Origin of the sequence: Bartonella chomelii, assembly GCF_014138465.1 — a bacterium.
GTDB classification, from domain to species: domain Bacteria; phylum Pseudomonadota; class Alphaproteobacteria; order Rhizobiales; family Rhizobiaceae; genus Bartonella; species Bartonella schoenbuchensis.
In genome coordinates this window covers 154,689-180,120 of the sequence record NZ_JACJIR010000003.1, presented here as the reverse complement: position 1 = coordinate 180,120, position 25,432 = coordinate 154,689, and the positions used below count along the sequence as shown (strand labels likewise).

23 protein-coding genes and 1 tRNA gene are annotated in these 25,432 nt (G+C 36.9%); 6 read left to right on the top strand and 18 right to left on the bottom strand.

All coding sequences use genetic code 11. From position 1 onward, the window contains the following. Positions 1-22: 22 nt before the first annotated feature. The 17 genes from GGR10_RS05110 to GGR10_RS05030 form a co-directional block, all read right to left on the bottom strand. Positions 23-107, bottom strand: a tRNA-Leu gene (locus GGR10_RS05110). Between the two features lie 108 nt (positions 108-215). Continuing rightward, the gene (locus GGR10_RS05105; protein ID WP_182480214.1) at positions 216-836 is read right to left on the bottom strand and encodes a 2,3-bisphosphoglycerate-dependent phosphoglycerate mutase; all 621 of its coding nucleotides are present in this window, start codon (positions 834-836) and stop codon (positions 216-218) included. 30 nt (positions 837-866) lie between these two features. Continuing rightward, a complete protein-coding gene (gene dapB, locus GGR10_RS05100) occupies positions 867-1,673 on the bottom strand; it encodes a 4-hydroxy-tetrahydrodipicolinate reductase (protein ID WP_182480213.1) in 807 nt (268 codons plus the stop codon). Positions 1,674-2,159: 486 nt separating this feature from the next. Beyond that, on the bottom strand, positions 2,160-2,852 hold the full coding sequence (locus GGR10_RS05095; protein WP_182480212.1) for a glutathione S-transferase family protein: 693 nt from the start codon (positions 2,850-2,852) through the stop codon (positions 2,160-2,162). 133 nt (positions 2,853-2,985) lie between these two features. Further along, on the bottom strand, positions 2,986-3,633 hold the full coding sequence (yihA, locus tag GGR10_RS05090) for a ribosome biogenesis GTP-binding protein YihA/YsxC (protein ID WP_010704104.1): 648 nt from the start codon (positions 3,631-3,633) through the stop codon (positions 2,986-2,988). Further along, positions 3,630-5,465: a membrane protein insertase YidC gene (gene yidC / locus GGR10_RS05085; protein WP_182480211.1), complete on the bottom strand. Its 1,836-nt coding sequence runs from the start codon at positions 5,463-5,465 to the stop codon at positions 3,630-3,632. Before yidC ends, yihA begins: the two co-directional genes overlap by 4 nt. After that, a complete protein-coding gene (rnpA, locus tag GGR10_RS05080) occupies positions 5,455-5,847 on the bottom strand; it encodes a ribonuclease P protein component (protein ID WP_182480210.1) in 393 nt (130 codons plus the stop codon). The genes yidC and rnpA overlap by 11 nt, the downstream gene beginning before the upstream one ends. A 115-nt stretch (positions 5,848-5,962) precedes the next feature. After that, positions 5,963-6,097 carry a 50S ribosomal protein L34 gene (rpmH, locus tag GGR10_RS05075; RefSeq protein WP_007476702.1) on the bottom strand — a complete coding sequence of 45 codons (135 nt, stop codon included), beginning with the start codon at positions 6,095-6,097 and terminating at the stop codon, positions 5,963-5,965. A gap of 262 nt (positions 6,098-6,359) precedes the next feature. Continuing rightward, positions 6,360-7,532 carry a flagellin N-terminal helical domain-containing protein gene (locus GGR10_RS06960; protein WP_182480209.1) on the bottom strand — a complete coding sequence of 391 codons (1,173 nt, stop codon included), beginning with the start codon at positions 7,530-7,532 and terminating at the stop codon, positions 6,360-6,362. A 134-nt stretch (positions 7,533-7,666) separates the two neighbouring features. After that, positions 7,667-8,470, bottom strand: a complete 804-nt coding sequence (locus tag GGR10_RS05065) for a pyrroline-5-carboxylate reductase (protein ID WP_182480208.1) — start codon at positions 8,468-8,470, stop codon at positions 7,667-7,669. Between the two features lie 333 nt (positions 8,471-8,803). Beyond that, positions 8,804-9,172: a YraN family protein gene (locus tag GGR10_RS05060; protein ID WP_182480207.1), complete on the bottom strand. Its 369-nt coding sequence runs from the start codon at positions 9,170-9,172 to the stop codon at positions 8,804-8,806. A 5-nt stretch (positions 9,173-9,177) separates the two neighbouring features. Further along, on the bottom strand, positions 9,178-10,065 hold the full coding sequence (gene rsmI, locus GGR10_RS05055) for a 16S rRNA (cytidine(1402)-2'-O)-methyltransferase (protein WP_182480206.1): 888 nt from the start codon (positions 10,063-10,065) through the stop codon (positions 9,178-9,180). A gap of 48 nt (positions 10,066-10,113) precedes the next feature. Continuing rightward, the gene (pyrF, locus tag GGR10_RS05050; RefSeq protein ID WP_182480205.1) at positions 10,114-10,815 is read right to left on the bottom strand and encodes an orotidine-5'-phosphate decarboxylase; all 702 of its coding nucleotides are present in this window, start codon (positions 10,813-10,815) and stop codon (positions 10,114-10,116) included. Between the two features lie 68 nt (positions 10,816-10,883). Beyond that, positions 10,884-11,978: an Mrp/NBP35 family ATP-binding protein gene (locus GGR10_RS05045; protein WP_182480204.1), complete on the bottom strand. Its 1,095-nt coding sequence runs from the start codon at positions 11,976-11,978 to the stop codon at positions 10,884-10,886. 599 nt (positions 11,979-12,577) lie between these two features. Then, complete coding sequence (locus tag GGR10_RS05040) at positions 12,578-14,239, bottom strand: electron transfer flavoprotein-ubiquinone oxidoreductase (protein ID WP_182480203.1); 1,662 nt, start codon at positions 14,237-14,239, stop codon at positions 12,578-12,580. After that, complete coding sequence (locus tag GGR10_RS05035) at positions 14,236-15,168, bottom strand: electron transfer flavoprotein subunit alpha/FixB family protein (RefSeq protein WP_182480202.1); 933 nt, start codon at positions 15,166-15,168, stop codon at positions 14,236-14,238. The genes GGR10_RS05040 and GGR10_RS05035 overlap by 4 nt, the downstream gene beginning before the upstream one ends. Before the next feature lie 52 nt (positions 15,169-15,220). Further along, positions 15,221-15,967 carry an electron transfer flavoprotein subunit beta/FixA family protein gene (locus tag GGR10_RS05030; RefSeq protein WP_182480201.1) on the bottom strand — a complete coding sequence of 249 codons (747 nt, stop codon included), beginning with the start codon at positions 15,965-15,967 and terminating at the stop codon, positions 15,221-15,223. 346 nt (positions 15,968-16,313) lie between these two features. On the opposite strand from GGR10_RS05030, the gene GGR10_RS05025 reads away from it, so the two are divergent. After that, entirely contained in the window at positions 16,314-16,742 is a 429-nt protein-coding gene (locus GGR10_RS05025; RefSeq protein ID WP_182480200.1) for a hypothetical protein, read from the top strand. Positions 16,743-17,026: 284 nt separating this feature from the next. Here GGR10_RS05025 and GGR10_RS05020 read toward each other — a convergent pair whose 3' ends face one another. Then, positions 17,027-17,308 (bottom strand): DUF6460 domain-containing protein, encoded by a 282-nt coding sequence (locus tag GGR10_RS05020; RefSeq protein ID WP_010704092.1) that lies wholly within the window; start codon positions 17,306-17,308, stop codon positions 17,027-17,029. Positions 17,309-17,698: 390 nt separating this feature from the next. Here GGR10_RS05020 and xseA point away from each other — a divergent pair, with 390 nt between their 5' ends. The 5 genes from xseA (at position 17,699) to GGR10_RS04995 (ending at position 25,432) form a co-directional block, all read left to right on the top strand. Then, the gene (xseA, locus tag GGR10_RS05015) at positions 17,699-19,114 is read left to right on the top strand and encodes an exodeoxyribonuclease VII large subunit (RefSeq protein WP_182480224.1); all 1,416 of its coding nucleotides are present in this window, start codon (positions 17,699-17,701) and stop codon (positions 19,112-19,114) included. Next, on the top strand, positions 19,092-19,718 hold the full coding sequence (locus GGR10_RS05010; protein ID WP_182480199.1) for a DNA-3-methyladenine glycosylase I: 627 nt from the start codon (positions 19,092-19,094) through the stop codon (positions 19,716-19,718). Before xseA ends, GGR10_RS05010 begins: the two co-directional genes overlap by 23 nt. Positions 19,719-20,623: 905 nt before the next feature. After that, positions 20,624-22,246 (top strand): ABC transporter substrate-binding protein, encoded by a 1,623-nt coding sequence (locus GGR10_RS05005; RefSeq protein ID WP_182480198.1) that lies wholly within the window; start codon positions 20,624-20,626, stop codon positions 22,244-22,246. Positions 22,247-22,641: 395 nt separating this feature from the next. Beyond that, positions 22,642-24,243 carry an ABC transporter substrate-binding protein gene (locus tag GGR10_RS05000; RefSeq protein ID WP_182480197.1) on the top strand — a complete coding sequence of 534 codons (1,602 nt, stop codon included), beginning with the start codon at positions 22,642-22,644 and terminating at the stop codon, positions 24,241-24,243. A gap of 115 nt (positions 24,244-24,358) precedes the next feature. Further along, positions 24,359-25,432, top strand: a complete 1,074-nt coding sequence (locus GGR10_RS04995) for an ABC transporter permease (RefSeq protein WP_182480196.1) — start codon at positions 24,359-24,361, stop codon at positions 25,430-25,432.

Genomic DNA, 25,432 nt, shown 5'->3' with positions numbered 1-25,432 from the left:
CCGATATATTAAAGACAAAAAATGGTGCCCAGAAGAGGACTCGAACCTCCACACCTTGCAGTACAGGTACCTGAAACCTGCGCGTCTACCAATTCCGCCATCTGGGCAATATAATTTATCTAAGCTTGAGAAATAACTCTGTCAATGATCATTAGTTTACTAAAAATATTAGAGTTAAAGTACTTATCTCTATAGACTGCAATTATAATAATGATTTAAGGCGTAATGATTTTTTTTGATAAAATTGTTGAATCAGAATTGAAGTCGTAAATAATAGGAACACCGGTCGCTAATTCTTGAGATACGATTTCTTCATTGCTTAGACCTTCAAGTGCCATAATAAGAGCGCGAAGAGAATTACCATGTGCTACAATTAAAACAGTTTGAGAGCGCAAAATATGGGGCTGGATATGGTAAAAATAATAAGGCCAAACACGTGCACCTGTGTCACGCAGGCTTTCTCCATTAGGTGGCGCAATGGCATAAGAACGGCGCCATATATGCACTTGTTCTTTCCCCCATTTTTGACAAGCATCATCTTTATTTAAGCCGGATAAATCACCATAATCGCGTTCATTCAATGCTGAATTTTTTATCAATTGCAAATCTGTTTGTTCTGTTTGTTCTAAAATATGCTGAGCAGTTTTTTGTGCACGCTGTAAGGCTGATGTATAAGCAACATCAAATTTTAAGCCAGATTCTTTTAATTTTTTTCCTGCTTTTATTGCTTCTGCATGACCTTTTTCTGTCAAATCTGGGTCTTTCCAACCCGTGAAAAGATTTCTAAGGTTCCATTCACTTTGCCCATGACGGATTAATACGAGTGTACGTCCCATTATAAATTTCCTGCAGTTGATTGATTAACGTTAATCGTTCAGGTTTAAAACATCCAGCATTGAATAAAGACCATTTTTATGATTTTTTGCCCACAAAGCTGCTTTTAATGCACCGTTGGCAAAAATAGAACGTTCTTGTGCTGAATGTGAAAGAACAATATGTTCATTTGAACCTGCAAAAATAACACTATGGTCCCCGACAACTGTTCCACCCCGCAAACAGGCAAAACCAATGGTGCCTTTTTTGCGTGCGCCTGTAAAGCTTTTGCGTTCGCTGACATAGACATCTTGGAACTGAACATTGCGGCCTTCTGCTGCTGCATTTCCAAGAAGAAGAGCTGTTCCAGAAGGAGCATCAACTTTGCCAGAATGATGCATTTCAGAAATTTCAATATCAAACTCTTCAGATATTAACGTTTTAGCTGCTTTTTTTACAAGGTTAGCCAAAAGATTAATTCCAAGGCTCATATTTCCAGATTTGACAATGGTTGTATGCATCGCAGAAGTTGCAATTTGTGCCTCTTCTTCTTTGGTAAATCCTGTTGTTCCTATAATGTGAACAATGCCTTTTTGGGCTGCATAATCAGCATAGATAATAGTGGCTTGTGGCTGGGAAAAGTCTAAAATACCTTCAGCGTCAGAAAAGGCTTTTTCAGGATCATCGGTGATTGGAATTCCAAGAAGGTTTGAACCAATCAATACGCTGGTATCTTTCCCTACAAAAGATGATCCTTTGCGCACAAGAACACCACAAAGTTCTACGCCTTTTCTATGTTGGAGAGCTGTAATTAACGTACGCCCCATTCTCCCATTAGCACCAACAACTGCAAGGCGCATGTTTTTCTCCTTATGACACTTTACTCCCTGATTATAGGCAAATTCTTTTCTTTTTGCCAACTATTCTTTTTTTTATAAAGCTAAATTTAGCACATTTAGCAGTTTAAGCTGAGGGCTTGTTTATGTAGAATTTTGTAAGAAGTATATTTTTTATCATTATAGCAATAAATATTGAAAATGTAGGTAAAGTATTTTCAAAGTATATTTCTTAAATTGCATTGTAATTTTTGTACTTCACTACAATAAATAATAACTTTCTGTTATATAATGTATATTAATTGTAAAATTAAGAACGCCGTTTTTTTACCTATATGTAAATTATTTCAACAATATTATTGATAGCTGTTATATGAGCAAAATTGAATGCTTGCTTTGATATTAATAATATACAGAGATTTTTTTACAATTTGATAAAAATTCTAATTAAGATCGCTACCTATTGGTCAATATAAGATAATTCTAAAAATTACAGTATTCATTGACAAATCAGAAATCCAGATCAGCGTAATGAGAGCTGGGTGTAATTCCACGGATCCTATCATTTAAAAGAGGGCGAAAAGAGGGGCGAGATTTGATCCGCATATACCATTCTCGAATAGAAGGAAATTGCTCCCAATCAATTTCTCCCAAAAAATCAAGTATAGAAATAGAAGCTGCAGCTGCTAAATCTGCATAGGATAGTATAGGTCCAGCTAACCAATCACGAGATGTGCAAAGCCAATTCAAGTAATTCATATGTGGTGGAATATTAGCACGTGCATTGCGTAAAATTTGCGAATTAGGAGCTCCACCACCAATAGCTAACGGCATTTCACGTTTATAGATTCGTTCTCGCACAATATGACGTGTAACTTCATTTTCAAGTTTGTTTAAAAACCAATCATTAAGACGGCGTACTTCGGCGCGTTCTAAAGGGTTTGCTGGAAAAAATTGTTTATCTGGTCGTAAACTACCACGAGTTTCATCTAAATATTCATAAATTACAGTGGCGCCCGATAATGGTATTTCATGTTCAGCAAGGAAAACGGGTAAATGCCCTGCTGGATTGAGTGCAAGGAACTCAGGTTTTCTTGCCCATTCGTTCTCTTCAATAAGGTGGGTTGCTATACCATATTCTTCGAGAATAAGACGTATGAAACGAGAGGCAGAAGATAGGGGATGATGAAAAAGTGTGAGCATAATTTACGTGCTTAAATAGAGTCGATAGATATTTAAGATAACAAGATTTTTATAAAGGTGCTTTGTTGAAAGAACAAGATCATTAGTAATTGCTAACAGTTATGTTTAATAATCTCTTAATGAAGATATCATCTTATTGCGTAACTGCTTGCAAGATAGCTGCACGCAACTCTTCTAACCCCAAAGCTTTTTGTGAAGAGGTGATTAGCAGCTCTGGGTAAGCAGCTGGATGTTTTAAAATATTTTTTTTTGTAGCAGTTACTAAGGTTTCAAGTGCATTTGGTTTGATTTTATCACTTTTTGTTAAAACAATTTGATAAGAAACTGCTGCTTTATCCAGAAGATCTAAGACATCTGTATCATTTTTTTTTATTCCATGACGTGAGTCAATTAAAACGTAAGCACGTTTGAGCGTTGTACGACCCCGCAAATAATCAAAGATCAGACGTGTCCACGCTTCAACACAACTTGGGGGAGCTTTGGCAAAACCATAACCCGGCATATCGACAAGTGCTATAGGGGGAAAGTCTTCTTTCTGATCACTTAAGTTTTCAGGTATAAAGTAATTAAGTTCCTGAGTACGTCCTGGTGTATTTGAAGTGCGTGCTAAACCTTTTTGCTGCACTAGTGCATTGATTAGGGAAGATTTTCCAACGTTAGAGCGTCCTACAAATGCAATTTCTGGGGGTCCTTCAGGTGGAAGACATTGTATTGTAGGCACACTGCGAATGAAAATCCAATTGCGAAAAAAAATCCCAGAAGTTGTAGGACGTTTTGTCATTTATGTCCTTCTTTTTTAGATTTCTTATGGAACATGGCTTTAAGATTATCAAAAAGCTCAATTTTCACTCCTTGACGTTTCATCATGATGCCTTGCTGAATAATTGACAATGTATTATTCCATGCCCAATAAATAACAAGACCAGCAGGGAAGGAAGCTAACATAAAGGTAAAAATGACAGGCATCCATGTGAAAATCATAGCTTGTGTTGGGTCTGGGGGAGTTGGGTTCATCTGCATCTGCAGAAACATTGTTATTCCCATGATTAAAGGCCACGCACCAAGGATAAGAAATGTTGGCACTTCATAGGGTAATAAACCAAATAGGTTAAAAATAGACGTGGGATCAGGCGCAGCCAAATCTTGAATCCAGCCAAAGAAAGGTGCATGTCGCATTTCAATGGTGATATAAAGAACTTTATAAAGAGCAAAAAATATTGGAAATTGAACTAGCATTGGCCAGCAGCCCGCAAGGGGATTGATTTTTTGGGTTTTGTACAGCTCTATCACTGCTTGTTGCTGTTTAACTCGGTCATCTGCATATTTTTCTTTTATTTCTTGCATCATTGGTTGCACTAATTTCATGCGCGCCATAGATTTATAAGATTTGTTAGCAAGTGGGAATAGAAGTACTTTCAAGAGCACTGTAACAAGAAGAATGGCAATACCAAAATTTCCTGTTTGCTTATAAAAAATATCAATAAGAGCGAACATTGGTTTGGTGATGAAATCAAACCAACCCCAATCAATTAAAAGACCAAATTTCCTAATCTTTAATTGGTTTTGATAACGGTTAATGATCTCAACTTGTTTTGCACCCGCAAAAAGATGATTTGTAATAGTTTTTGTTTCATTGGGGGCAACTGTTAAAAGAGAACTTTGTAAGTCGGATTGATAGTGGGTATTTAGTTGATTAAAATAAATAAAACGACTTGTATATTCTTGATCTTGTGGGGGAATAACCACTACAGCCCAATATTTATCGGTAATACCAATCCAACCTCCTGTAACTTTGGAGAAGATCATACTTTTCTGACCATTTTCAGGGTTTGGGTTGAGCTCTTCTAGATTTTTATATGTTTCTGTTTTGAGTGAATCACCCGCGATACCAATCATACCCTCATGGAGCAAATAAGTTGCATTTGTATGCTCTGGTGGAGCGGCACGTGCAACTCGGGCATAAGGCGAAAGATATATAGGATTGTCACTTTCATTTTTGATAGAATCTTCAATGGTGAACATGTAATGATTGTCAATCGAGAGAGTACGACGGAAAATTTGTCCTTGTCCATTGTTGTAGATTAAAGTGACAGGTGTTGAAGGGGTTAGAGTTGTATTTTTACCTTCTATTTGCCACTGTGTATGAGATTGTGGCAACGCTGTTGCTGGTAGAGATGAACTCGTAAAACCAAATTCAGCAAGATAGGTTGTATTAAATCCATTGGGATTGAGCAAAGCAATTTCCGGTGATCCCTTATCTACAGTTAAGCGATATTTTCTAAGGAAAAGGTCATCAAATTGTGCACCAACAAGATTAATGGAACCTTCCAATTCATCAGTTTTAATTGCAATACGGTTTGTTTTGGCCAATTCTGCACTACGATTTTCAGGTGTCATAGGGCGATCAGATATAGATCCCGATCCACTTGTTTGATCAGCATTAGAGAAATGCATATCAGTTGAGGGAATTTCTGAACTTTGTTTTGACAATTGCTGTGCCATTTGCATTTCTTGTAGTTTTGCTTGTTGGGGAGCAACATAAAAAAAATGCCATGCAACAAAAATAATAAGAGACAATCCAATAGCGATAAAAAAATTACGATTATATTCCATTTGTACTTATCCTATTGCCGTTGCTGGTTTTTAATTTTGGCTTTATTCGTCGGTTTAATTCATTAATCAGAGATGAAAACGGTGCGTGCAGTGCATCGGGATGAGCAACAATGACATAATCAGTTCCTGCTTCTATGTTATCTTTTAGTCCAACTCGAACTGCTTCACGTAGACGCCTTTTAATGCGATTACGTTTGACGGCATTGCCATTTTTACGCGTTACAGTAAAGCCTACACGTGCAACAAGAGGATGTTTTATTTCTGCTGTTTGTTCACGGGATTTAATTTCAAGTAGAAATAAAGGACCACGTCGTTTTTCTCCTGTGCGTACAGCCAAAAAATCTGCTCTTTTACGAATGCGGCAGGGGGGTTTTTGCTTCATGAAAGACGTTTCGTAGCTTTACTAAATGCCTGCCTTTTATATAAAAGACAGGCACCAAAGGTTTATAACGAAAAAATAACTAACGACATTCAGTCTGTTATAAAAATTCAAAGAATCAAGCAGATAACCGCTTCCGTCCGCGATTACGCCGAGCTGAAATGATTTTACGCCCACTAGCTGTTGCCATACGGGCACGGAATCCATGGCGGCGTTTACGAACAAGTTTAGAGGGTTGATAAGTACGTTTCATTTATTCAAATACCGTTGTATGCGGCCCTTCTTAGTTCTATAGCAAATAATATGCTCGATGAATAATCTTATTCTATCAGATAATTCTAAGGTAAATGCTACCCTATAAGGAAAAGCATAAAAAAGTCAATCTTAGATTATTTTTTCGTATTTTTAAAAGGTGCAAGAAGTTTATTGACTTAAGCAATATATTTATCATTCGATTAGTTAATAAAAAAGGCCACGCGGATGCGCAGCCTTTTTCACGTAAAAACTCTATGGAATTAATTACGGAACAATAATAAAATGTTTTGACTACCTTGGTTTGCAATAGAAAGAGCCTGAACACCAAGCTGTTGCTGAACTTGCAAAGCAGACAATTTCGCAGATTCTGCATTCATGTCAGCATCAACCATTGAACCAATCCCTGCTTCAACATTGTCCATCAATCTTTTAACAAACTCGAGCTGGGTATTCACCAAGTTAACTGCAGAACCAATCTTAGCACCCGCAGTCAAAGTTAGATCAACAGCAGCACGCACTGTATTCTGAAGGCTACCCAGAAGAATCTTTTGCCCTTCTGCAGGGATAGCATTAAAATCAGACAGTGCAATGAATTCAGCTAAGCTAACTTTATCAGTCGACTTTTTAAACTCACCTTTTGCGTCATCCCAATCGCTTTGTGCATCTTCCAGCTCGCCTTGAGCGTCACTTAACGTTGACTGCAAATCCTCATCGCTAGGGTTAGTAGCTAAAGCAACTTGCGCAGCCATAACAGCGTCTAGTTTTTCTTTATACTCTTCCCATGCACCATTTAACGTTTCAATAGCGTCAGAAAGTTTTGGGACCTCTTCTCTTTTTACTGCTTCTGCTTCTGTACCTTCCCCGAAAATGTTCTGGAGAATACCCTGGGTCATATCAATGGTGCCATCTTCACCCATAACACCAAAATTTAGTTCTGCACCACCGACTTCAATCATATCAACATAGACAGCTGCACCTTCACGACGATAACCAGAAGCTATGCTAACAGCTTGACCGCCATTGGAAAGGATGTTTTTGCCAGCAAACGAAGCAGACTGAACCGCATTCGAAATATTCGTCATATTTCCTTTCATTGAATCTTGAAGCTTAGCAATATCAACTTCGCCTTTTTCATTAACAGTAATCATTGACTTTTGGATATCATCAAGCGCTTCTTTGGTTAGGTCAACAGCTGTAGCAGCAATGCTTATCTGTTCTTTACCCAAATTAATGGCATCAACAACAGCGCCCATTGTATTATGGTCATGCTTCATCATTGATGAAATGGACCAATAAGCTGTGTTATCACCAGCATTGTTAATACGCAAACCTGTTGAAATACGATCTCTTGATTTATCTAAGTTAGAATCAATAGCACGAAGTGTCTGCAATGCAGTCATCGCAGATCTATTAGTAAGTAAACTTGAACCCATAATCTCGTCCCTATAACGAAAAAAATAAAAAAGGGACATGCTATTTTATAGCTAATGATAGAACGACATCATGTCTGTCAGATATGTAATATGACCTATCACTTTTTGTACGCTATCAGACTAAAAAATATTATTCAAGCATTTTTTTGACCTGTGGATAAAGCATCAATTTTTTGCAAAGTAGTTTCGAGGGCTGTTATTAAAGCAGCTCGCCCGCCTTGGTTAGAAAAACAATTTGATAAAAGTTCATTTGTCCCTCCCTTGGTTGAAAATTCCCTCTCAAGGAGACCAAAGTCAACAGGTGTTGAATAGTGAGTCTTTGTCATTTTGCGCATTTCATTAGCAAGATTCCCAAACATCATGCTAAGAAAATCTGCTGACTGAGATTTTTCTATTCCTTGTGTTACCAACCATTGATGTGCTGTTTCTATAAAATTAAAATACACCCCCATAAGTGATCCAGCTGTCATGAAAAGGTTAAACTGATCTTCGCTTTTAAGCGCCAATGTGCCACCTAATTTGTCAAACATGCCACGTAAAAATGGATGGTCGGGATAGATTGGTGTTAAATTTTTGCATTCTGCTACAAAAGGAAGAGGCATAGCGCGATAAACTTTATGATTTATCCATTTCTCAACATCTGCTGCTCTAGCCATTGCAAGTACAGAAACAACAAGTTGTTCTGGATAAAAACGAAGAGGGCGTAATATCTCTTCAGCAACTTGGCTGCGCAGACAAAGGAAAACACAATTGCTACTGTCTAGCAATGCTTGATTATTTTCAGCAATCATGACCTTATCATAGTCATGAGAAAGGCGTTTTGCTATTTGTGTATTGCGTGGTGAAACAATAATTGAATGCACTTCAAAAGCGCTAGCTATTAAGCCATCAATCATTGCAGCGCTAATTGTACCCGTTCCCAAAAAGCCAATTTTCATTCCGTTCCTCATTTTCACAATTTAAAGTGGATTCTTAACATACTTTACTGTTATTGATTCACGAATAGTTAGTAATAAATATTCTTAAAGACTTCAGCAGGCTACCCGCAATGTAAGTAAAGTTATTTTAGCTCCATTGCACCATTTGGTTAATAAAAGAATAGTCTGTTAAAAAGAAGCAACACATAGAATATATGAGAATAATCAATCTAAAATATTTTAAGCTTAATCTATTCGCTCTTTATAGCAATGAAACTATGAAGCATTCATATAATACAGAGGCATACGAAAAAGAAATATTTTTGATTGATATGAAAAACAGCATAGAAGATTTTAGCTATGAGACTCAATAAATGCTGGAATATGACATGGCCAACGCCACGGTAGAATTGCGATAAAGTCAAAACGTACACATAAAAGAGAGTAATCTTTTTGTCGTGCTAACCAAACATTAGCTGCCGATACGATGCGTTTTTCATTTACCTGACAAACTGCAGTCATTGCTTCAGTTAATGTTGAACGTGCTTTCACCTCAACAATTAAAACAAGATTTCCACGCCGCGCAATTAAATCAATTTCCCCACATTTTGTTTTAAAACGCATTTCAGCAATATGAAATCCTTTCAAACGCAACCACCAAGCTGCCCATTTTTCCGCTCGAATACCTTTATAAAAGAATTTTTTTTTATGCTTTTTTTGCATAAATCTCACCCTCCTTTTAAAAGGGTTGATCGTTGGAAGAGTTCTTGTTTTTTCAAGCCTGTTTTTTTTGCAACTAAAGCAGCTGCCTTTGCTGCAGGATATATCTTAAGCAATTCTAGTAACATCGCATCAATTTCTTGAGTACTCATTTTCTCTAAAGATGCAGTTGCTTCTCCAACGAGTATAACAATTTCTCCACGAATACGAGCTTGTTTTCCATACTTTTCAACTAAGTTTCCTAAATTGGAGACATCTATAGTTTCAAATTTTTTTGTTAATTCACGGCATATTGCAGCTGACCGGTCAGCTGTGAAAATAGTAACCATATCTTGCAAAGTCTCTATAAGACGATGAGGTGATTCATAAAACACTAAGGTCGTAGGTATCGATTTTAATTGTTCCAGCCGCTTTTGGCGCTGCGTTTTCTTCGCACTCAAAAAACCTGCAAAGAAAAAACTATCTGTAGGAAACCCCGTTGTTACAATAGAAGCTAAAAGAGCTGATGCACCGGGAATTGGAATGATTTTGTAACCAGCTTTACGCGCCTCTTTTACTAATTTGAATCCTGGATCAGAAATAAGCGGTGTTCCAGCGTCTGATACAAGGGCCACTGTTTTATTTTCTGCCAAAGCTTCTAATAATTTTACTCCTGCTTTTTGTGCGTTATGCTCATGATAAAGAAATGTTTTTTTCTGAATACCGTAGTGTTCTAACAAAACACGTGTTACCCGCGTATCCTCACAAGCTAAAATGTCGACTTGTGCAAGAACTTGTAAAGCACGAATAGTTATATCTGCAAGATTTCCGATAGGTGTTGCCACTAAATAAAGCGCTGGTTCTATAACTGGTGCACAAAAGGCATGAGAACCTATAAAATATACTTTTTCACTCACACTCTTTTGCATATCCAATACTTTCTCTACAAAACTTTAGCAGTAATCTTATGAACAATCGTCAGACATTTCTGCCAAAATTTTCTTTGTTGCAGCCAAAGGATCAACAGCTTGAATAATAGGCCGCGCCACAACAAGATGGCTTGCGCCAGAATCTAAAGCTTTTCTTGGTGTCATAACCCGTTTTTGGTCATTCTTATCGCTTCCCTGAGGGCGAATCCCCGGCGTTACTAATGCCATATCAGTTCCAATAACTCCTCGCAAAGCTTGTGCTTCAAGTGCTGAAGCAACAATACCACCCATCCCTGCTTTTCGTGCTTGCTCAGCTCTTTTAAGCACTAATTTTGGGGGAGTGTCTTTATAACCAGCATTTTTTAAATCGGCCTCATCCATTGATGTTAAGACTGTTACCCCCAGCAAACATAAATCACTTCCTTTAGCCGCTGCAACAGCTGCTTTCATTGCTGTTGGATATGCATGAATCGTCAGCATTGAAACACCTAATTTTGCAATATTTTCCACAGCTCTAGCAACGGTATGATCGATATCTAACAATTTCATATCGAAAAACACTTTTTTTTGCGCTTGAATAAGATCTTTAGCTAATTCCATTCCACCAGAAAAAAACAACTGATAACCGATTTTATACCAGCTGACACAATCATCCAATTGCATGATCAATTTTTCTGCTTGTTTAATATCCGGAACGTCTAACCCCACAATCAGGCGTTCACGCATCATAGTTACCATTAAAACACTCCCTTATATTTTAAGATTACTTTACCTTAGGTGAGACTTTACTCAAGAAAACAATGAAATTAAGAAAATCTTCCCTTTATCTGATGAACAATTGCACGGTAAAGATTGGCATGCCTACCTTCTGGTTCAGTAACAAAAATTGGCACTCCACCATCTGAAGAAAATCGGAAAGTTGCATCGAGTGGCACTTCTGCCAAAAAAGGAATATCTCGGCTTTCTGCTTCTGCACGCACAGTACCATGGCCAAAAATATCATAGCGTTTTCCTGTATCAGGCGCAATAAAGTAGCTCATATTTTCAATAAGCCCCAGAATGCTGACTTTGACTTTTGTAAACATTTCTACAGCTTTGCGTGCATCAACTAACGCAAGATCTTGCGGAGTAGAAACAATCAGCGCACCCGTTAACGGCACTTGTTGAGCTAGTGTTAATTGTGCATCCCCTGTTCCAGGTGGCATATCAACTACCAAAACATCGAGAGGCCCCCATAAAACATCTCTTAATAATTGAGTTACAGCTGCCATCACCATAGGACCACGCCACACGATTGGTTTTTCCTCTTCAACTAAAAAGCCCATTGACATTAATTTCAGGCCAAATTTTTCAAGAGGTTGAATTTTTTTGCCATCAACCAATTGTGGTTTTTGATTTACAAGCCCTGTCAAACGTGGCAAAGACGGGCCATAGATATCTGCATCCATCAACCCCGTTTTAAAACCAGCATCCTGTAAAGCCAAAGCAATATTTATTGCCATTGTGGATTTACCAACTCCTCCCTTTCCAGAAGCAACAGCAATGATATGCCGTACATTTTCTATCGGCATTTTTATAGGCAATGTATTTGCTTTGCGCTTCTGCATAGAAAAAGCTGCATTTTTGTCTGTTTGAGAAAGTGTTGGCGATTGTTTTTCTTCCGTAAGCGTGACAACAACTGCTTCAACTCCATCCATAGCACACACTACTTTTTCAGCAGCGCGGCGTAATGGTTCTAATTCTTGTGCGTGTTCACGGGGAACCGTAATGGAAAAGAAAACCTTACCACCTGTAATGAATATTTCTGAAAGCAACCCAAGCGATACAATATCGCTTTCAAAATTTGGTCCTTTAACTTTACGCAGTTCTTCACGAATAGCTTCGCGTGTGACAGGGACCACACTCTTTCCTCTCTATACAGATGTTAGATAATGCAGCAATAAAGAGAAAAAATATTCACGTCAATCACCTTAGTATTTCCTTCGTTAAAAGTTACAAAATTTCAGTGTAATATTAATATATTGTGTCTCTTTCAAAATGCCAATTTAAGATACAAAATCAATTCCATACAACAATGCTAGAATAGAAAATGCATTGCAAAATTTTATTACAAATATTTATTTTTAGTCATTGTACGAATTTTTCTATACACTTCTGCAAATAACCAAAAATTTAAAAAATCTGTCAATATTATAAAATAATGCGCCGTTTTCTACTCTATTTTCAATTTTTTGATCATTCATTTGCAGCATAATAAAATAATTACGAATTATCCTATTGCGCTATATTTTTTAACGTGACCATCAATAGGACTATGCTTCATTTTCTAATAAGAGAAAAGTCCTGTTGGTTGGAAGGTGGGTTAAGGGGTAAGGTCAGATGTGCTTTTATAAGCGTATGTATCAGTGGTATAGATCAAGATTTTTACCTGAATAAATTGTATTTTTATTAGAATATGGGGGTTTTAATTTTTTTTCGGAAAAAGATAATAAGGCACTCATTACATATTTGGGTAAAAAGGTCCTTCACTTCCTTGCGGACAAGTCCAATTGATATTTTGGTTAGGGTCTTTAATATCACATGTTTTACAATGGATGCAGTTTGAGGCGTTAATGATATAAATTTTATGATCATTATGGTCTAGCCATTCATAGACACAAGCAGGGCAATAGCGTGTAGAAGGCCCCCCATAGATTGCATATTCAGAGTTCTTATGTTTTTCCAGTGAGGCTATTTTTAAATGGCAAGGTTGATTTTCCGTATGATGCGTATTGGAAAGTGCTACACTGGAAAGGCAATCAAAAGTCACAATACCATCTGGCTTGGAATAAGCTATAGGTTGAAATTTTTCTGCTGGTTCCAAATATGCATAGTCTGGTTTTCCATGAGAGAGTGTTCTAAATAAAGAAAAGCCAAAAATCTGTTGCCACCATATATCAAATACAGCAAGCTTAATTCCGTATTTTGTACCATATTTTGCCCAGAGAGGCTTGGTGTTACGTGCTATATAAAGATCTTTTCCGATAGGACCTTTGCGCCAATGATCTTCGATCTCTTTGACTTCATCATGGGCACGGTCTTGAGCAAGGGCATCAGCTATTTTGTCAGCCGCTAGTATACCGGATAATATGGCATTATGTGAGCCTTTTATACGAGGTACATTAACAAAACCAGCAGAACATCCAATGAGTGCACCACCAGGAAAGGTGAGTTTTGGTACAGATTGCCAGCCACCTTCGCTGATGACACGTGCACCATAAGCAAGGCGCTTTGCACCCTTTAAAAGTTCATACAGTTTGGGGTGTGTTTTGAAACGTTGAAATTCTTCAAAAGGAGAGAGATAAGGATTTTTATAATCCAAGTGTACAACAAGGCCAACAGAAATCAAATTGTCTTCTTGATGATAAAGAAAACCTCCACCCCCAGTGTTGTTATCCAATGGCCAGCCGATGAAATGCTGAACTAAACCAGGCTTATGTTTTGAGGAGTCAATTTTCCAAAGTTCTTTAAGACCCAGACCAAATTTTTGTGGTTCACGGTTCTTGCTAAGATCGAATTTTTGTATAAGTTGTTTAGCAATTGAGCCACGCGCTCCTTCAGCAATGAGGGTATATTTTGCTAGTAAAGCCATGCCAGGAATATAATTTTTTCCAGGTGTTCCTTCTTTTTCAATGCCCATATCACCTGTGAGAACACCAATAACAGCTCCTTTATCATTATAAAGAACCTGAGATATGGCAAATCCGGGATAAATTTCAACGCCAAGCGCTTCGGCTTTTTTACTTAACCAACGGCAAACATTCCCCAGTGAAACGATATAACAACCATCATTTGATAAGATTTTTGGGAGAAAAATATTAGGTAATACTTTAGTGCTTGTTTGCTTCAGTAGAAAAAATTGATCGCTAGTGACAGGTGTTTTGAAAGGATGATTTTGTTCATTTTGCCATTCTGGTAAAAGTGTATTTATGCCGATAGGATCAACCACTGCACCTGATAGAATGTGAGCACCGATTTCTGAGCTTTTTTCGAGAATTACAATAGAAAGCTTGGGGTTGTTTTGTTTTAAACGAATTGCGGCAGAAAGGCCTGCAGGTCCTGCTCCTACAATTACTACATCAAATTCCATACTTTCACGTTGGTGATGTGTAGGTACATTCATAATAAAGCTTTCTCTAACTCAGGAATGATATGGTGAAGATCACCTACCAGGGCATAATCAGCAATATGCATGATAGGGGCTTCTTCGTCTTTATTAATAGCCACAATGATTTGTGCATCCATTATTCCTGCTAGATGCTGAATGGCACCAGAGATGCCTATAGCAATATAGAGTTGAGGAGCAACGATTTTTCCTGTTTGTCCAATTTGCCAATCATTTGGGGCATAACCTGCATCAACTGCTGCACGGCTAGCACCCACCGCAGCTCCTAGTTTGTTTGCGAGCGGTAGAAGTAATTCCATAAATTTCTCTTGTGAGCCAAATCCACGTCCACCTGCTACAATAATTTGTGCTGATGTAAGGTTGGGGCGATCACTTTTGTTAGCTTCTTCTGTTACGAAAGAAGAAAGGTTTGGGTTAGGAGCTGGTGTTATTGTTTTAATGGGAGCTAAATTTCCTTGAAGAGTTGGAGTGAAAGAGGCTGTACGCACCGTTATAACCTTTTGGCGGTCATTTGCACGCACAGTTTCAATGGCATTGCCTGCGTAAATTGGTCGTTTAAAGGTATCAGGTGAGACAACACCAATAATGTCTGAAATTTGCATAAGGTCAAGAAAAGCAGCTACGCGCGGCATTACACTTTTACCAATACTTGTGGAAGCTGCCATGATTACATCATAGTTATTAGCAAGCTCGATAATCGTTGCTGCTACAGGTTCAGCTAATTGATGCGCTAGATAATCAGCTTCAGCAACAAGTACTTGCCGAACACCAGCCAGTTGGGCACTATTTTCTGCAATCGCTTGAACCTTTGTTCCACAGACTAAAATATCAACATCATCACCAATTAAATGAGCAGCGGTGAGTGCTTTTGCAGTTTCTTCTGATAAAGAATGATTATTATGTTCGGCCAATAAGAGAATTGCCATAAGTTATTGCCTTTTTATGCATTGTTACTTTTGATATATCTATTATCGTATTTTAAATACAATTTGTTTTTTTGAGCGCACTAACAAGCTCTGCTACATTTTCTACTTTAATTCCTGCTTGACGGGATTGAGGCTCTTCAATGTTAAGCACTGTTAAACGTGCTCGCGTATCTACGCATAAATCAGCAAGCGCCTTTTGTTCAATAGGTTTCTTTTTAGCTTTTATAATATTAGGAAGAGAAATATAACGCGGCTCATTTAATCGTAGATCAGTAGTCATAACAACGGGAAGAGGTAAGCAAATGGTTTGCGTACCACCATCTACTTCGCGAGTAATAATAGCTTGATGGTTTTCTATGTTTAGATGTGAGGCAAATGTTGCTTGCCCCCAACCAAGCAGAGCTGCTAACATTTGACCAGTTTGATTACTTTCGTCATCAATTGCTTGTTTGCCTAAAAAAACCATAGTTGGTTTTTCTTCAAGAATAATTGTTTTAAGAGTTTTAGCGATTGCTAAAGGCTCAAGCACTTCTTCAGTTTTGACAAGAATGGCGCGGTCAGCACCCATTGCAAGTCCTGCTCGTAAGGTCTCTTGTGCTGCTTCTGGCCCAATTGAAACAAGAACAACTTCTGAAATTTTACCGGCTTCTTTTTGCCGGATAGCTTCTTCTACAGCGATTTCATCAAAAGGGTTCATAGACATTTTTACATGGGATAGATCAACACCTGTGCCATCGGGTTTAACACGTATTTTGATATTATAATCAACAACACGTTTGACAGCGACAATTACTTTCATAATGATCCTCTTTAATTTATATAGTCACTATTTTATAATAATAACCACAAGAAACCAAATCATTTAAGATTGATGCCAACAGTTGGTTTTAAAAAACCATTTCTATATTGCTATAAAGATATAAGCCTTTGGTCAATGGTAAGAACAGGTCAGTTAGGTGTTGTGTTGAAATTGAATAGGGTGAAAATTAGTAACATTTCCATTAATTTTTGTTAGTTAACTTTGTTCTTATATTATTATTTTCAATTTCTCTTACCGTTTTAAAGCTCTATTTACTAAAATGAGCCACACTCTCTATTATAAGTATGATTTCTTGAAAAAGATGAAAAGGGATGCATCTGTGAATATGAAACGTCATGTTATAAACCCGGTTGCACATAATCAATTTTCTACTTTTGTTGTTGAACAAAAGCAGAAAACAAAAAAGCATGCCGAGATAACTATGTCCGATATTGCTACTAAGTTGCGCTACGTTTACACACAAATGCAGATAAAAAAAGTGCCCAATCAATTAATTATGCAGGGCTTTGTAGATAATAATATTAAATCTTATTTAGATACGATTAGTCGGGCAATTTTAGCTGAGCATTCTGCACGTGATCAAGCGCAAAAAAAGCTTTTTGAACGTTTGGAGCAGATAGAAAAACTTGTTCAAAAGCTTCTTCATGAAAAGAAAAATTCACAAGAAACTGTCATGAAGCAATGTGTTCCTCGTGCACAATCAATTAGTTCTGTTGTGCATCATCTTGCTCATATGACATGTGAAGAAAATTAAACATTTGGTGCATTAAGAGAACGCAATTTTCTAGAAAGTAGTCAATTGAACTCACCTTAACAAAGTGGTTTTAGCTCTTTACCAATAAAAGCTGTGAGACATTTCTTAATAATAAAATTCTGTAAGGCTTTTCAAAAAGGAAAGCCTTTTTAATACTCAATTACCTAGTCGTTTAGTTAAAGCTTCTTGATGTGCGCTTTTTTTAAAAAAACTCTAAGATCTTTTTTCTTGTCACTACAGAGCTTTTATGAAAATTTGTTTTTAAGAGAGAGTCTTAAAGCGCTTTATTTTCTACGGAAGATGCGTAAAAAAAGAAAAACAGGCATAACAATTACTGCACCAGCTAAGGTCACATGGAAGAGGTTTACAAAAGTCATAAATCCTGTTTCCCATAGAGATTGAAGGAAGTCTATTATTTCCCAAATAAGGTCAATAGGTGTCCACCCTAGGATGTTTATCGCGATTCCAGTGAAAAATGAAAGGATAAGCAGTTTTACAGCAATACGCCCTGGTGTACCACCAAGAAATGAATGAAGAGAATTGTGTGATTTTTTTCTATTTTTCATTTTGACGTGACTTCAAATATACTAAACTATGTATGTAGTGCAAATGATATACACATAACGGGGGAGGAAGACGGATTTTATCGTTATTTGTTTGCTCTTTGTTTTTTAGGTTTTGCTCTCAAATTTTACATCCTTAAATATTAGTGTAATATTTGAGCTGTTTTTTTGAACTGTTTTCATGTTTAATTGACAATTTTTACCAGTAATTTTCACCTCTTGGATAATGGTGAGCATTTCTCAATAATATTATTGTGGAAGCGTTAATATGTTGTGCATAGAATATGTTTCAAGAGATTCCGCTTTATAGAGATACTATTCATCTTCATAAAGATGTATTTATGTTACAGTTTGAGTTGAGTGTTTTTAAGGTTAAGAGAGTTGAAAAATACAATGGATTTATTTAGTCCACAACCGATGGCAACAAATGTAGCAGAATTTAGTGTTTCTGAAATATCAAGTGCTTTAAAACGCATTATTGAGGACAAATTTGCTTATATACGGGTACGGGGTGAGATATCTGGTTATCGTGGTGTTCATGCTTCAGGTCACGCATATTTTGCCTTAAAAGATGATAAAGCTCGGTTAGAGGCTGTTATTTGGCGAAGCTTAATGGAAAAGCTTAAATTCCCTCCTGAAGAAGGAATGGAAGTGATCGCTGTAGGCAAACTTACTACTTATCCAGGTTCATCAAAATATCAAATAGTCATTGATGCTCTTGAGCCAACAGGGGTTGGTGCTTTAATGACACTTTTGGAAAATCGTAAGAAAAAGCTTGCAGATGAAGGCTTGTTTGATGAAGCAAAAAAGAAGCCACTGCCTTATATGCCTCAAATTATAGGGGTTGTGACATCACCGACAGGAGCCGTTATTCACGATATTATTCACCGTATATCAGATCGTTTTCCTTTGCATATTTTGGTTTGGCCTGTAAGAGTTCAGGGAGAAACGAGTGGTCGAGAAGTAGCTTGTGCTATTGAGGGGTTTAACGCCTTACCTTTAGGTGGTGTTTTGTTGAAGCCTGATCTTATTATTGTAGCACGCGGGGGAGGGAGTTTAGAAGATTTATGGGGGTTTAATGATGAGGCGGTCGTTCGTGCTGTTCATGCATCGACTATTCCTGTTATTTCTGCAGTTGGGCATGAGACAGACTGGACTTTAATTGATTATGCTGCTGATTGGCGGGCACCAACTCCTACGGGAGCAGCAGAAAGAGCTGTTCCTGTTAAAATTGATCTTGAAGTACAATTAGCGTCACTTGGTGCACGTCTTCGTGCGGGATTGACGCGTTATTTTAGTTTTCATCAACAAAAATTGCGTGCTATTTCACGAGGTTTGCTTACTGCTGACCAATTACTCGCTTTACCACGTCGTGGTTTTGATGAAATTTCAAGCCGGTTACAACGAGCTCTTTGTATAAGCTACGAGAAAAAACTTTTTTACTTTCGTGCTCTTAGTGTTCGGTTTTCTCCGCGTTTGTTAAATAGTGAAAAAGCACGATACAATGTAAAAGGATATACGGTACATCTTCGTCGTGCTTTTTTACGCAATGTTGAAAAACAACGTGCTCAGGTAGAGATGGCATTTAGGCTTTTAAAAAGCACTTCTTATCAAAATATTTTAGAACGGGGTTTTGTTTTGGCATTGGGTCAAGATAATAAGCCGGTTAAACGATTAGTGCAGTTGCCTAAAACAGGTCAGATGAGTTTACGTTTTTTTGATGGTGAAATTAACGTTTCAACACTTAATTGTGCTTCAAAAAACAAACGGATAAAGCAGCAAAAAGATGATCAAGGAACACTCTTCTGATACGGTAGATTCTGTACTCAATGAAGGACTTTTGATGGGGGTGGATGGAAAAGTTCGTTGTTTTTGGGCAGGAACTGATCCACTTTATTGCGCTTATCATGATCATGAATGGGGAAAACCCGTTTTTGATGATCTGCGTTTATTTGAAAAAATTTGTCTTGAAGGTTTTCAGGCAGGGCTTTCTTGGTTAACAATTTTGAAAAAAATCGCCCATTTTCGCAGTGCTTTTGATAACTTTGATTTTGAAAAGATCGTTCATTATAATGAAGCCAAAATTGAAATATTAATGCAAAATAAAGGCATTGTTCGCCATCGTGGGAAAATCCGATCGGTGGTTAATAATGCTTTTAGGGCACAAAAAATTATAGCAGAGCAGGGCAGTTTATCCCACTATTTTTGGTCTTTTCAACCACCACCATCTGAGCGTCCTGAAAAGATAGATTTTCAAATGTGGCAGGACAATCCTGTAACAGCTGCTTCTATTCGTCTTTCTACAGATTTGAAAAAACGTGGTTGGACATTTGTTGGTCCCACTACTTGTTATGCTTTTATGCAGGCAGTAGGCATAGTTAATGATCATCTTGAAGGGTGTTTTTGTCGGTGAAACTGCGAAGATTTATTTTATAACCTATTTGTTTTTTGATTATAAACGATCATGACAAACTAAAATACATATCTGGGAGGAAGGTATTAAAGATAACGTGAGTTATATAGAGATTGATTATATAATATATTGACGCTTTAAATAGAGGTTTTATTGTATGCTTATTAAGTGGAAAATACTTTAATTTAACAGATTTCATCTTCTCTATTTTAAATCAAAATCCAGCGTTTAACTGCTAAAATATAAAGAAAATTGAAATATTGGAGCAAATTATTTGGGTATATTTAAAGGTAAATAGTATGCGGGAATATTCTTTTGATTTTACTGATTACCCAATTTTATTCCAAGATAACACAACAGAAGTAGACCTGCACTTTTAAAATTAAATGTATTTTAATAATATGATTATTTTTAGAGGCTTGCGCATATGCTTTTGATAAAGGTTCATGATGTGGGAGAAGTTGCTTTGCAGATTTTATATAATAATTTCACGCATTGTCGATAACTATGATAACTAGTTTAAGTTGAAATTATGGCTTATATCGGTTGTGAGAAAATGGTATTTTGGTGCAAATATAAACCACTATGTTAAAAAAGTATTGTTTGAGAAGAATTTACAAGAATAGAAAAAACGAGATATTTATTTTTAAGTGTGAATTTATAGAGCAGACTTTTATAGCCCATTTTAAAATCACAATGTCGCAACCGTTGTATCTATTGTTAAAAAATGAGTAAAAGTAATATGGCTGTATGTTTTCAAATGTAATTGAGAAATAAATTCAGTGCATAAAGAAGGAAATGACCATCTAAAAGAATGCTTGCATTATATTTATTCAGTTTTTACTGATATAAACTTACTCAGCTAAAATGACTAATTTTAAAATAAGAGTTTAAGGGAAAGATCTATGAATATGAAAAAGAAGATATTAAAGGCGAGCTGTTCTTTTGTTTCTGCTCTTATGGCTGTAGGCATGCTGTTGCAACAAGTGTCAGCAAAAACACCTGCTGATACACTCGTAATGGCTTGGAATCTTGATGCGATTAGTGCATTTGATCCTGCTCAAGTCAATGATTCTTACAGCAGTGAAGTTATTCACAACATATGTGATAGTTTGGTTGATACTGATCCAAATGATGCAACCAAAATGATTCCACATTTAGCAAAAAGTTGGGATGTTACAAGTGATCATAATACGGTGATTACTTTTCATTTGCGTGATAATTTAAAGTTTGCTGATGTCCGGCCTGCGAGTGCTGGTGATCTTGTTTGGAGTATGAAGCGTGTTATTCAGTTGAATATGGCTAATGCGGCAACACTTAATGAATATGGCATTACAGCGCAAACAGTTGATTCTGCTATTTACGCGCCGGATGAGAAAACTGTAGTAATGAAATTTGATAAACCTTATCCAGCGGAGCTTATTCTTAATAATGTTGCTGCTAATCGTGTTGCTATGTTGCTTGATCGTGAAACGATTATGAAACACGAAAAAGATAATGATATGGGAAACCGCTATTTAGCAACTCATGCTGCTTGTGTTGGGCCTTATCAGTTGATCAGTTGGCGTCCTGGAGAAGCTATTTTACTACGTTCTCATTCCAATTATTGGGGGGAAGCACCTAAACTTAAACAAGTTCTAATTCGTCATGTTTCTGAATCTGGTACGCAACGCTTATTATTGCAAAAAAACGATATTGATGTAGCACGTGACTTAACACCTGAGGCTTTGGAGGATCTTGAGAAAACAACAGATGTCAGAATTGAAAGAATATTACAGCCAGCTATGATGTATTGGGGTTTTAATATGACAAACCCTATTTTTGCTAATGAAAAAGTACGTTTGGCCATGCGCTATCTTATTGACTATGATAATCTTGGTAAAACAGTTTTGAAAGGTATTGGCATTCCACGTTCTAGTTTTGTACCTATCGGCGTTTTTGGTGCTTTGGATGAAAAAGAAGGACTACCTTTCAAACTTGATCTTCAAAAAGCTAAACAGCTTTTAATCGATGCAGGTTATCCAAATGGATTTGAGGCGCATGTCATTGTAGGAGGGGCTCCTTATGCTTTACCGGTTGCTCAGTCTATCCAAGATAATGCAGAAAAGGTGGGTGTGCACCTTAAAATTGAACGTGTGGCGGGAGCACAATTGTTTTCAAAAGTTTCTGCACGTGCTTTTGATACAGCTTTTTTAGGATGGGTTAATGAGTCTGCAGATCCTCACACAATGGCTTTGCGCATTATTTATAACCCCGACAATCGTTTTGAGGCTAAAAATACAGCATATCCTAGTTGGCAACAAGGATATTTTGATACAAATATGAATCAGCAAGTTGAAGACGCTCTATTTGAAAAGGATTTAGAAAAACGAGCACAACGATATGCTGATTTGCAGCGTCAACTTATGCAAAAAGGGCCTTATGCTTTTCTGTTTCAAAAATATAATACTGTAGCCGTTTCACCTGTTATTAAAAAATGGGTTTGGAATAGTGCGCCACGTGTTTTCTATAGTTCAATTGAAAAATAAGCGTATTTTAGACAATAAAAATACAAAGGGTGAATAGTTATAAGGTTCATAATGCGCAACAGTCCCTTACATAAAAATAACTTTTAGTGATTTATAACATTAAACGGTAAGGGGTGACTCATTCATAAAAGTCCGATTTATGTGTATTTGATCAATATTGACAACACGTGGTAGGTAATATTGCTTAGTGCACTTGCTCATATATTATGGGTAATTTATAACTTTAAGTATGGGAAAAGAGACTAAAAGCATTTTTGAGTTTAAGTTGGATAAGTAGAGTGAGTACGTACGCACAAATGTTTTGTAAGAAAAAAGCCAATAAAGAAATCGTAATCACTTTATTTGGAAATAGTAAAACACCGTAAAAAAGGGGAGTGAAAGGGAATAAAAAGGTAATGCTTAAGAGTTTTGGTGCTTTATTAGGATTAATCGTTTTTTTTAGTAGTTTAATGCCAGTAGCGCTAAGTATGCCGCCTAAAAATACATTAGTAATGGCATGGAACATTGATTCAATCAGTAATTTTGACCCTGCCCAATCTGTTGAAATTGTAACAAGTGAATTATTGAGTAATATTTGTAGTTCTTTGGTACAGTTTGATAAACATGATTCTACAAAAATCCGTCCTGCTATGGCTCGGTCTTGGGATGTTTTAGATAATGGAAAAAGAATTGTTTTCCATCTTCGTGATGATTTAAAATTTGATGATGGAAGGGTGGCGACTGCAAAAGATCTTGCTTGGTCAATGCAACGAATCATTAAATTAAATCTGGGTTTTTCTCAATCTTTGGGAGATCTTGGGTTTACCAAAGAAAATGTTGAAACCAGCATTCAAGCTCTTGATGATACAACTTTACAGTTAGACTTTGATAAACCTTATCCTATTCATTTTATATTGGCTACAATTGGGCAAACTTATACTGCTGCTTTGCTTGACCGGAAAACACTTGAAACAAATAGTGTTAACGGTGATATGGGGAATAAGTACTTAGCTACTCATTCAGCTTGTGTTGGTCCTTATAAGTTGGTCCGCTGGCTCCCTGGGGAACGGGTTGTTTTACAAGCCACCCAACATTATTGGGGAGAGAAACCCAAAATTCAACAAATCTTGGTGCTTCATGTGGCTGAATCAACAAGTCAGAGATTACTTTTAGAAAAGGGTGATGTGGATATAGCACGTGATCTTTCTTCAGAAGATGTTTTAGATATTGAAAAACAAGGAGGGCCTATCAAGATTAATCGTATTTTGCGGCCACAATCTGTTTATCTATCGTTGAATAATAAAAGAGAAATTTTGGCTCATGAAAAAGTAAGGTTGGCGTTGCGTTATCTTGTTGATTATGACAATCTTGGTAAAACAGTTTTGAAAGGTATTGCAATTCCTCGTGCAAGCTATATGCCATTAGGCATACCAGGCGCTTTGGATGAAAAAGAAGGAATGCCATTTGAGTTGGATTTAAAAAAGGCAAAACAATTAATAAGTGAAGCAGGTTATCCAGATGGATTTAAAGCAAATCTTTTAATTGGTAGTCTTTCCTATATGTCATCTGTTGCACAATCTATCCAAGAAAATGCGCGCAAAATCGGGGTTGATCTTACAATTGAAAAAATGACACAAACTCAATTGTTAAGCCGCGTTCGTGGAGGAAATTATGACATTGCTATAATGGGGTGGCATACAACAATTCCCGATGGACATTTGTCTTCAACACGTCATGTTTTTAATCCTGATCCAACATTTACTCAAAAGCACAACATGTATTTAGCTTGGCGGGCTGGCTATTATGATGTAAAGGTTAATAAAATGGTGATGGATGCTTTATCTGAGAAAGATCAAAATAAACGCTTTGAACAATATCGCAATTTGCAGCATTATATTCTTTATCATGGTCCTATGGCTTATTTATTTCAGACCTATTATATCATTGGTATGGGGCCTAAAATCAAAAAATGGTTTTGGAATAGTTTTGAAATTCGCTATAGTGAAGCAGAAAAATAAGTTGCAATTCTGTTACGAATAAGGGTCATATGAGTGTGCGAGTGCAATGTGTTTTTTATATGGCTAGGAAAGATCGCAAAGCATAGGTTTTATAAGTGTGTGGGGAATTACCATAATGGTTTTATCGGATTCAAAAGCTGATGTGGCATTAACACAAAAGCAGAGAAATCTGCATGTATGGCCTTTTTTCTTTAGGTCATTTAAGCTGTTAATTTCGATATTAATTACATTGTTTGGTTTAGTGACAATCACTTTTTTTATTGGTCGTCTTTTACCTTTAGACCCTGTTATTGCTATCCTGGGTGATAACATTAGTCAGGAAGCTTATGACACAATGTTTTATAAATTAGGTCTCGATCAGCCATTGATTGTACAATATTGGAGTTATCTTCAAAATATTTTTCTATTTGATTTGGGGGATGCTTTGACTTCTGGGCGTCCTGTTTTGGAAGATATTTTACGTGTGTTTCCTGCAACGCTGGAACTTGCAACGGTTGCTGTTATTATTGGCACGAGTTTGGGTATTCCGTTAGGGGTCTTTGCAGCAATGTATCGTAATTCATTTGTTGATTATTTCGTTCGTATTTTTACGTTGATAAGTTATTCAACACCAGCTTTTTGGCTTGGATTGATGGCGTTATTAGTATTTTACGCTAAACTTGGCTGGATTGGTGGGCCAGGGCGTATTGATTTTCTTTATGAATATTCTTTCGAACCCAAAACAGGTTTATTTCTTTGGGATTCTGCTATGCAGGGTCAATGGGAAGTTTTTGGCAACGTTTTTAGTCACATTATTATGCCTGCCTTAATTCTAGCTTTTGGTGCTATGGCTTATATTAGCCGTATGACTCGTGGGTTTATGATTGAACAGCTTAATCAGGAATATATTCTTACAGCACGTGTTAAAGGGTTGTCATGGGCTCGAACAGTTTGGGGCCATGCTTTTCGTAATTCTGCTGTTCAGATTATTACTGTGGTTGGCCTTTCTTATGCGTTTTTGTTAGAAGGTGCTGTGTTGACAGAAACAGTTTTTGCTTGGCCTGGTTTCGGGCGTTATTTGACTAATGCGCTTTTTGCAGGAGATATGAACGCGGTTGTAGGTTGTACGCTGCTTATAGGGTGTTTTTCTGTCGCTATTAATTTATTTTCTGATTTGCTTTATCAGCTTTTTGATCCAAGGACACGTTGA

Excerpts from the sequence above, each read along its gene's own strand:
- GGR10_RS05105 (WP_182480214.1), bottom strand. The coding sequence starts at position 836 with ATGGGACGTACACTCGTATTAATCCGTCATGGGCAAAGTGAATGGAAC.
- dapB (WP_182480213.1), bottom strand. The coding sequence starts at position 1,673 with ATGCGCCTTGCAGTTGTTGGTGCTAATGGGAGAATGGGGCGTACGTTA.
- GGR10_RS05095 (WP_182480212.1), bottom strand. The coding sequence starts at position 2,852 with ATGCTCACACTTTTTCATCATCCCCTATCTTCTGCCTCTCGTTTCATA.
- yihA (WP_010704104.1), bottom strand. The coding sequence starts at position 3,633 with ATGACAAAACGTCCTACAACTTCTGGGATTTTTTTTCGCAATTGGATT.
- yidC (WP_182480211.1), bottom strand. The coding sequence starts at position 5,465 with ATGGAATATAATCGTAATTTTTTTATCGCTATTGGATTGTCTCTTATT.
- rnpA (WP_182480210.1), bottom strand. The coding sequence starts at position 5,847 with ATGAAGCAAAAACCCCCCTGCCGCATTCGTAAAAGAGCAGATTTTTTG.
- rpmH (WP_007476702.1), bottom strand. The coding sequence starts at position 6,097 with ATGAAACGTACTTATCAACCCTCTAAACTTGTTCGTAAACGCCGCCAT.
- GGR10_RS06960 (WP_182480209.1), bottom strand. The coding sequence starts at position 7,532 with ATGGGTTCAAGTTTACTTACTAATAGATCTGCGATGACTGCATTGCAG.
- GGR10_RS05065 (WP_182480208.1), bottom strand. The coding sequence starts at position 8,470 with ATGAAAATTGGCTTTTTGGGAACGGGTACAATTAGCGCTGCAATGATT.
- GGR10_RS05060 (WP_182480207.1), bottom strand. The coding sequence starts at position 9,172 with ATGCAAAAAAAGCATAAAAAAAAATTCTTTTATAAAGGTATTCGAGCG.
- pyrF (WP_182480205.1), bottom strand. The coding sequence starts at position 10,815 with ATGGTAACTATGATGCGTGAACGCCTGATTGTGGGGTTAGACGTTCCG.
- GGR10_RS05040 (WP_182480203.1), bottom strand. The coding sequence starts at position 14,239 with ATGAATGTACCTACACATCACCAACGTGAAAGTATGGAATTTGATGTA.
- GGR10_RS05035 (WP_182480202.1), bottom strand. The coding sequence starts at position 15,168 with ATGGCAATTCTCTTATTGGCCGAACATAATAATCATTCTTTATCAGAA.
- GGR10_RS05030 (WP_182480201.1), bottom strand. The coding sequence starts at position 15,967 with ATGAAAGTAATTGTCGCTGTCAAACGTGTTGTTGATTATAATATCAAA.
- GGR10_RS05025 (WP_182480200.1), top strand. The coding sequence starts at position 16,314 with ATGAAACGTCATGTTATAAACCCGGTTGCACATAATCAATTTTCTACT.
- GGR10_RS05020 (WP_010704092.1), bottom strand. The coding sequence starts at position 17,308 with ATGAAAAATAGAAAAAAATCACACAATTCTCTTCATTCATTTCTTGGT.
- xseA (WP_182480224.1), top strand. The coding sequence starts at position 17,699 with ATGGATTTATTTAGTCCACAACCGATGGCAACAAATGTAGCAGAATTT.
- GGR10_RS05010 (WP_182480199.1), top strand. The coding sequence starts at position 19,092 with ATGATCAAGGAACACTCTTCTGATACGGTAGATTCTGTACTCAATGAA.
- GGR10_RS05005 (WP_182480198.1), top strand. The coding sequence starts at position 20,624 with ATGAATATGAAAAAGAAGATATTAAAGGCGAGCTGTTCTTTTGTTTCT.
- GGR10_RS05000 (WP_182480197.1), top strand. The coding sequence starts at position 22,642 with ATGCTTAAGAGTTTTGGTGCTTTATTAGGATTAATCGTTTTTTTTAGT.
- GGR10_RS04995 (WP_182480196.1), top strand. The coding sequence starts at position 24,359 with ATGGTTTTATCGGATTCAAAAGCTGATGTGGCATTAACACAAAAGCAG.